The following is a 217-nucleotide window of genomic DNA, read 5'->3' on the forward strand; positions in this document are numbered from 1 at the left end:
TATTCCAATTCAACACGTGAAGTAGCGCAAGACGGACGTCGTGGTGCTTTAATGTTAAGCGTATCCATCAAGCATCCAGATTCAGAAGCATTTATTGATGCCAAAATGACCGAAGGCAAAGTAACCGGTGCTAATGTATCCGTGAAACTAGATGATGCATTTATGCAGGCAGCTGTAAATGGCACTCCTTACAAACAACAATACCCGGTAGATTCCG

The 217-nt window shown here is 43.3% G+C and carries 1 protein-coding gene; it reads left to right on the plus strand.

Features of this window, described 5'->3' with window-relative positions; all coding sequences use genetic code 11:
- On the plus strand, positions 1 to 217 hold a 217-nt coding region (locus L0P31_RS09335), incomplete at both ends, for a hypothetical protein (RefSeq protein WP_238096663.1).

Origin of the sequence: Streptococcus mitis, from assembly GCF_022137125.1 — a bacterium.
In the GTDB taxonomy this organism is placed as follows: Bacteria; Bacillota; Bacilli; order Lactobacillales; family Streptococcaceae; genus Streptococcus; species Streptococcus mitis_CE.